The following is a 6,399-nucleotide window of genomic DNA, read 5'->3' on the forward strand; positions in this document are numbered from 1 at the left end:
TTAAACTTATCTTTTTAAGGAAAAATGTCCTCTCAAAATAGGCTTCGAATCATCTATTTTTAAAGCATACCAATAGTCAGAAGCCGGCATTGGTGTTTTTTCGAATGTGCCGTCCCAGCTCATTTTTGAAGCATTTAATTGTGCGATTAATTTTCCGTAACGGTCAAATATAGTTACCTGCGCCTGAGGATAATTTTCCATCCCTGTTACTTCCCATAAATCATTATAACTATCGTTGTTAGGGGTAAAAAATGCTGGAAAAACGAGTACAACAAAATCCAGTCCGATGCCTCCGCAGCCATTTTTTTCTTTAACATAAGCTGTGTGAAGTCCTCCGAGAACATCATAAAAAATATTTGAATCCTGAAAATTTATACCGTCTACAGAATATTCAAAGTAAGGTTCTTCTTTTTTTAGCTGAATTTCGACTTGTGTTCCATTTATAATAATTCTGTTAATTTCTGGAAAGTAATGTTCGTCAACAATGATGGTTTTTCGACTTGTGCAATTTTCGGGCGAAGGACTTGTAACGTCAACAGTATAAGTTCCGGCTTTTGTGATATCTGTAGTTTGAGTTGTTGCTCCGTTTGACCATAAATAACTCATTCCGCTGATTCCTGCATCTAATGTTACTGTTTTAGACTGGCATAAAATTACATTTTCGTTGGTGACAAACGGCGGTGTATAAACTTCAATGTGAATAGGTGTGCGATTAGAATTGATACAGCCGGCATTATTGGCTTCGGCATAATAGGTAGTGTTAGATGAAATTACGGGTGTTATAAAACTGTTTCCGTTAAACAAACTTGTACCGCCGGCAGCGGTTTCAAACCAATTTATTGTTCCAATATTTGAACTTGCCTTAATAATAGCAGAGCCTGGCCCGCAGTTATAATAAACCGGCTGGCCTGCAGTGGGAGGCAGCGGGGTAGAGTTAACAACAGCTATGATAGGTTTTCTGTTAGATTCGCATCCGGCATCAATATAATAAGTGGTTGTTGAGCTTATGAACGGTGTGGTATAAGTATTGCCAGATGCAAGCAGATTTCCTCCAACAAGGGCATCGAACCAGCGAATTACAGTTCCTGTATTAGATGAAGCTTTAAGAGTTATAACACCAGAGTCGCAAACTGTATCAAGATTTGGAGCAGGTGTGGCGGCTGGAATCGTTATTTTAGTACTTGCTGCAATTTCTAATGGACTTTCGCCCGGCATACCGCCATATTCAACTACATAGCCTTTTGGCTGGTAGCTTCCTGATGTATCTCCGGTATTTGATAAATCATTCCAGGAACCTCTTATGCCAACTCCCGGCTGCGTGATGTGTGCGTAGTCTTCATCACCAAGCTGATTAGGTTCTCCTGAATTCCAAAAAGCAAAATTGGGGGTTGATCCACTTGCGGTTCCGTTCCAGAAAACAGTTCCTGCTTCCGGTCCTGTAACCCATTTCCATACGCCTTCGATTTCAGCGTCACTTCCGCCAATCCATCCCGTTCCCGATGCTTGTTCACCAATTAACTTGGCTTCATCCGCAGAGAGTATTGTGGCTAAATATCCTTTAAGACCATAGTATGTACTTGCTTCTGCGGCGATCTTAGCGCTTGTCCAGCTAATACCTATACTCGGTACAAATAAATAGTAATGCTGTGTCGAAGGCAGATAATTGGCCTGACCAATTGTTATTGAAAAAGTTCGTGTTCCTGCAGCTCCTGCTGAAGAATTAGAAAAAACGACATCTTTGATTGCGGCAATAAAATCAGTGTATAAAACATTAATGCCAGTTGGACTTGATAATTTTAGTTTTCCTGCGGTAATGTCCCAGCTTGTTGTAATTGAAGGGTGAGAAGCAGGATTTAAAAGTTCTAATTTATCAAAACCGCTTGAATAACCAGATGAAATTTGAATGTAAACAGCCTGAGTTGAAGGTTCAGCAGGATCATGTGTAATGGTTATGTCGGTTACAATATTTATATTGCTTTGTGGACAGTATAATTGATCTCCAGTTGCTCTTATAATTGGAGGAACAACATCATAGCTTAATTTTTCGGTTCGTTTTTTGTTTGATTTTAGAGTGTCTTTTGAAGTATTTGAACTCTTATATAAAATGACAAAATTTTCATTTGCATACGATTGAATGCTAAATGCAAATAAAAAAACGGTTATAAATAAAAAATTGATACTTTTCATTTTATAAAAGTATCAATTTTGCTATGATAAAAAAATATTTTTAAATTTCTAACATTTTTAGATTTGAAATTGCTTAATAGTCACAATTATTTAACTAAAAATATTTGAAAGTGTTATTTTGGCCAGTTTAGTTTTTGAAATAAATCCCAAACCACAATTCCTGCACTGACAGCAATATTTAAAGAGTGTTTTGTGCCTAATTGAGGAATTTCGATACATCCGTCGCAAATGGCAACTGCTTCCTGCGATACGCCGTAAACTTCATTTCCAAAAACCAAGGCATATTTCTGGTTTTTTTTAACCTGAAAATCCTGAAGGAAAATTGCGCTTTCAACTTGTTCAATAGCAAGAGTTAATACATTTTCTTTTTTTAGGTTTTCAATAACTTCCAAAACATTTTCATGATGTTCCCAGGCAACCGTTTCGGTCGCGCCCAATGCAGTTTTGTGAATTTCTTTGTTTGGCGGTGTTGCGGTAATACCGCATAAGATTATTTTCTCAACCAAAAAAGCATCCGAAGTTCTAAAAACAGATCCTATATTATGTAAGCTGCGAATGTCATCCAAAACTAATATTAAAGGAGTTTTGTCTGATTTTTTAAAATCTTCAATAGATTTTCTTTCTAATTCGCTATTCTCAAGTTTTCTCATTGTTGTAAATTCAGGTCATAAAAAAAGCTTCCAAAGATAAGGAAGCTTTTTCGATTATTTTATTGTTTTTCAGATTAGCTTTTTACTGGATCTGGTAAAACAGTACCTTTAATTGTAAGTACTTTTGTTGGTTGTCCTTCTGCGTTAGAAGTAATAGTTACTGTTTTTGTAAAAGCACCAACTCTGTCAGTAGCATATTTTACACCAATAACACCTTTAGCACCTGGAGCAATAGGCTCTTTTGGAGATGTAGGAACTGTACAGCCGCAAGATCCTTGAGCGTTTGTGATGATTAACGGTTTTGTTCCGTTGTTAACAAAAACAAATTCACGTTTTCCGTCAGCATTGTGCGCAATTGTTCCGTAATCGATAGTTTCACTTTCGAAAGCCATACCTGCTCCTTCGATTTTAGCAACTTTAGCAGCTTTAGCGCTTGCTTTTTTAGTAGTTTGTGCATTAGAAGCTGTAATACCAGCTACAGCTAACATAGCAAATAAAATTATTTTTTTCATCTTTAAGGGTCTTTTTTTAAATGATAAACAAAGCTATGTAAAATTCTGAAATGAGAGCCTAAAAATATCTTAAAATATTTTAATTTTTGTAGTCCTTCGATATGCCGTCAAAATATTATAAATTCGCTGTCTTATTTTTTCATTTAAAAACATTACAATTTGGCAGCGAAAGAGAAAGTGGCGAAAGAAACGCCTTTGATGAAACAGTACAACGAAATCAAGAGAAAATATCCTGATGCATGTCTGCTTTTCAGAGTAGGAGATTTCTATGAGACCTTTGGAGAAGACGCTATCAGGGCTTCTAAAATTTTGGGGATTACCTTAACAAAAAGAGGTGCAGGGTCTGATACTGAAACTGCTCTTGCTGGTTTTCCACACCATTCTATTAATACATATCTGCCAAAATTGGTTAAGGCAGGACTTCGTGTAGCGATCTGCGATCAGCTGGAAGATCCAAAAATGACCAAAACAATTGTAAAAAGAGGAGTTACAGAACTTGTAACGCCTGGGGTTTCTTTAAACGATGAAGTTTTACAATCTAAAACAAACAATTTTTTAGCTTCTGTTTGTTTTGCTAATAAAAACATTGGAATTTCCTTTTTAGATGTTTCGACAGGGGAGTTTTTAACAGCGCAGGGAAATGCTGAATACATCGATAAATTACTGCAGAATTTTAATCCAAGCGAAGTTTTGGTCCCTAAAAACTGCAAAAGCGAATTTAAAGATGCCTTTGGAGAAGATTTTCACAGCTTTTATTTAGAGGACTGGATTTATAAAGAAGATTATGCTTTAGAAACTCTTACAAAACACTTTCAAACCAATTCTTTAAAAGGTTTTGGTGTTGAAGAATTAAAAGAAGGAATTATTTCTGCTGGAGCAATTTTATATTATTTGTCAGAAACACAGCATAATAGAGTACAGCATATTACCGCTATTCAGCGTATTGCAGAAGATGCGTATGTATGGATGGACCGTTTTACAATTAGAAACTTAGAATTGTATCACAGTTATAATCCAAATGCAGTAACGCTTTTAGATGTAATCGACAAAACACTTTCACCAATGGGAGGTCGTTTGTTGAAACGCTGGCTGGCTTTACCTTTAAAAGATACAAATAAGATTAAAGGACGTCATGCTGTGGTTTCGTATTTGAAATCAAATCCTGAAATTCTCCATAATATTCAATATCAAATTAAACAGATTTCAGATCTGGAACGTTTGATTTCTAAAATTGCGGCTGGAAAAGTTTCTCCGCGAGAAATTGTTTATTTAAAAGAATCGCTGGATGCTATTATTCCAATTAAAACATTAGCGCTCGAAAGTCCGCAGGAAGCTGTAAAAGTTATTGGGGATAGTTTGCACTCGTGTGATTTGCTGCGTGAAAAAATTAAAACAACATTAAATCAGGACGCGCCCGTTGCAATTTCAAAAGGAAATGCAATTGCGACAGGAGTTAATGAAGAACTAGATGAATTAAGAGCAATTTCTACATCTGGAAAAGAATTTTTAGAAGGAATCGAAAGAAGAGAATCAGAACGAACAGGGATTTCTTCTTTAAAAATATCATTCAATAATGTCTTTGGGTATTATATTGAAGTTAGAAACACGCACAAAGACAAAGTTCCGGAAGAATGGATTCGTAAACAGACTTTAGTAAATGCAGAACGCTACATTACTGAAGAATTAAAAGAGTACGAAACGAAAATTCTGGGTGCTGAGGAGAAAATTCATAAAATTGAATCAGAGCTTTTTGAGCAGTTGGTAAATTGGATTGCGACTTATATTAAGCCGGTTCAAATGAATGCTTATTTGGTAGCACAATTAGACTGTTTGTGTTCGTTTACACAAATGGCTGTAGAAAACCAATATGTATGTCCGGAAATCGACGATACTTTTGAACTGGATATTAAAAATGGAAGACACCCTGTAATTGAAAAACAATTGCCGGTTGGAACACCTTATATTGCAAACGATGTTTTCTTAGACAGAGAAACCCAGCAGATTATTATGATTACCGGGCCTAACATGTCGGGTAAGTCGGCTATTTTAAGACAAACGGCCTTAATTGTGCTTTTGGCTCAAATGGGAAGTTTTGTTCCGGCAGACAGTGTTAGAATGGGGATTGTAGATAAGATTTTTACAAGAGTAGGAGCTTCTGATAATATTTCGATGGGAGAATCTACGTTTATGGTTGAGATGAACGAAACGGCTTCGATTTTGAATAATATTTCAGACCGAAGTTTGGTTCTTTTAGATGAAATTGGAAGAGGAACCAGTACATATGATGGAATTTCGATTGCCTGGGCTATTGCAGAATTTCTGCATGAACATCCTTCAAAAGCTAAAACTCTGTTTGCAACGCATTATCATGAGTTGAATGAAATGACGGAGTCGCTTCCTAGAATTCAAAATTATAATGTAGCGGTAAAAGAATTAAAAGATACGGTTCTTTTTGTTAGAAAGCTTGTAAAAGGCGGAAGTGCGCATAGTTTTGGTATTCACGTGGCAAAAATGGCCGGAATGCCGCAGCTTGTAATTTCAAAAGCGCAGAAACTTTTAAAGAAACTCGAAAAGAATCATTCGAGTGATGCTCTAAACGGAATTAAATCAGCAAATGATGAAATGCAGATGAGTTTCTTTAATTTAGATGATCCTTTATTAGAAGAAATAAAAGAAGAAATATTAAGTTTGGATATAAACGCAATTACGCCGGTTGAGGCGCTTATGAAGCTTAATGAGATCAAGCGAATGCTGGTTAAAAAATAAAACTAAAAATTTTCAATTTTAAAGTTTAGGTTATCAGAAGGTTATAAAATAAGTAAACTTTTTTTTCAAAAAACGCTTGTGTAATTGAATAAATGTCCTAAATTTGCACTCGCAATACGAAACAAATCAAGTGTTGCAGTTCTTAAACAGAATTTGAAAATGCGAAAATAGCTCAGTTGGTAGAGCGCGACCTTGCCAAGGTCGAGGTCGCGGGTTCGAGCCCCGTTTTTCGCTCTAGACCATATAATGCTCGGATGGTGAAATTGGTAGACACGCTGGACTTA

General features: G+C 36.1%; 4 protein-coding genes and 2 tRNA genes (1 of these 6 running past the window's edge). 3 read left to right on the forward strand and 3 right to left on the reverse strand.

The window, feature by feature from the left end:
- Positions 1–6: 6 nt before the first annotated feature.
- The 3 genes from ACTJIW_RS12830 to ACTJIW_RS12840 all read right to left on the reverse strand — a co-directional run bounded on the left by ACTJIW_RS12830 (position 7) and on the right by ACTJIW_RS12840 (position 3,349).
- Positions 7–2,187, reverse strand: a complete 2,181-nt coding sequence (locus ACTJIW_RS12830; RefSeq protein WP_440714459.1) for a T9SS type B sorting domain-containing protein — start codon at positions 2,185–2,187, stop codon at positions 7–9.
- Between the two features lie 113 nt (positions 2,188–2,300).
- Positions 2,301–2,837, reverse strand: coding sequence for an RNA methyltransferase (locus ACTJIW_RS12835; protein ID WP_440714458.1), 537 nt, complete (start codon positions 2,835–2,837; stop codon positions 2,301–2,303).
- A gap of 74 nt (positions 2,838–2,911) precedes the next feature.
- Positions 2,912–3,349, reverse strand: coding sequence for a DUF1573 domain-containing protein (locus tag ACTJIW_RS12840; protein ID WP_012023798.1), 438 nt, complete (start codon positions 3,347–3,349; stop codon positions 2,912–2,914).
- A 159-nt stretch (positions 3,350–3,508) separates the two neighbouring features.
- On the opposite strand from ACTJIW_RS12840, the gene mutS reads away from it, so the two are divergent.
- The 3 genes from mutS to ACTJIW_RS12855 form a co-directional block, all read left to right on the forward strand.
- On the forward strand, positions 3,509–6,115 hold the full coding sequence (gene mutS, locus ACTJIW_RS12845; RefSeq protein ID WP_440714457.1) for a DNA mismatch repair protein MutS: 2,607 nt from the start codon (positions 3,509–3,511) through the stop codon (positions 6,113–6,115).
- Positions 6,116–6,276: 161 nt separating this feature from the next.
- Positions 6,277–6,349, forward strand: a tRNA-Gly gene (locus ACTJIW_RS12850).
- Positions 6,350–6,363: 14 nt separating this feature from the next.
- Positions 6,364–6,399 (forward strand) — tRNA-OTHER (locus tag ACTJIW_RS12855); it runs 85 nt beyond the window's last position.

Source organism: Flavobacterium sp. 22659 (genome assembly GCF_052044235.1).
Taxonomy (GTDB): domain Bacteria; phylum Bacteroidota; class Bacteroidia; order Flavobacteriales; family Flavobacteriaceae; genus Flavobacterium; species Flavobacterium johnsoniae.

Bases quoted from the DNA above. Each gene is read 5' to 3' on its own strand.
- ACTJIW_RS12830 (WP_440714459.1), bottom strand. From the start codon at position 2,187: ATGAAAAGTATCAATTTTTTATTTATAACCGTTTTTTTATTTGCATTT.
- ACTJIW_RS12835 (WP_440714458.1), bottom strand. From the start codon at position 2,837: ATGAGAAAACTTGAGAATAGCGAATTAGAAAGAAAATCTATTGAAGAT.
- ACTJIW_RS12840 (WP_012023798.1), bottom strand. From the start codon at position 3,349: ATGAAAAAAATAATTTTATTTGCTATGTTAGCTGTAGCTGGTATTACA.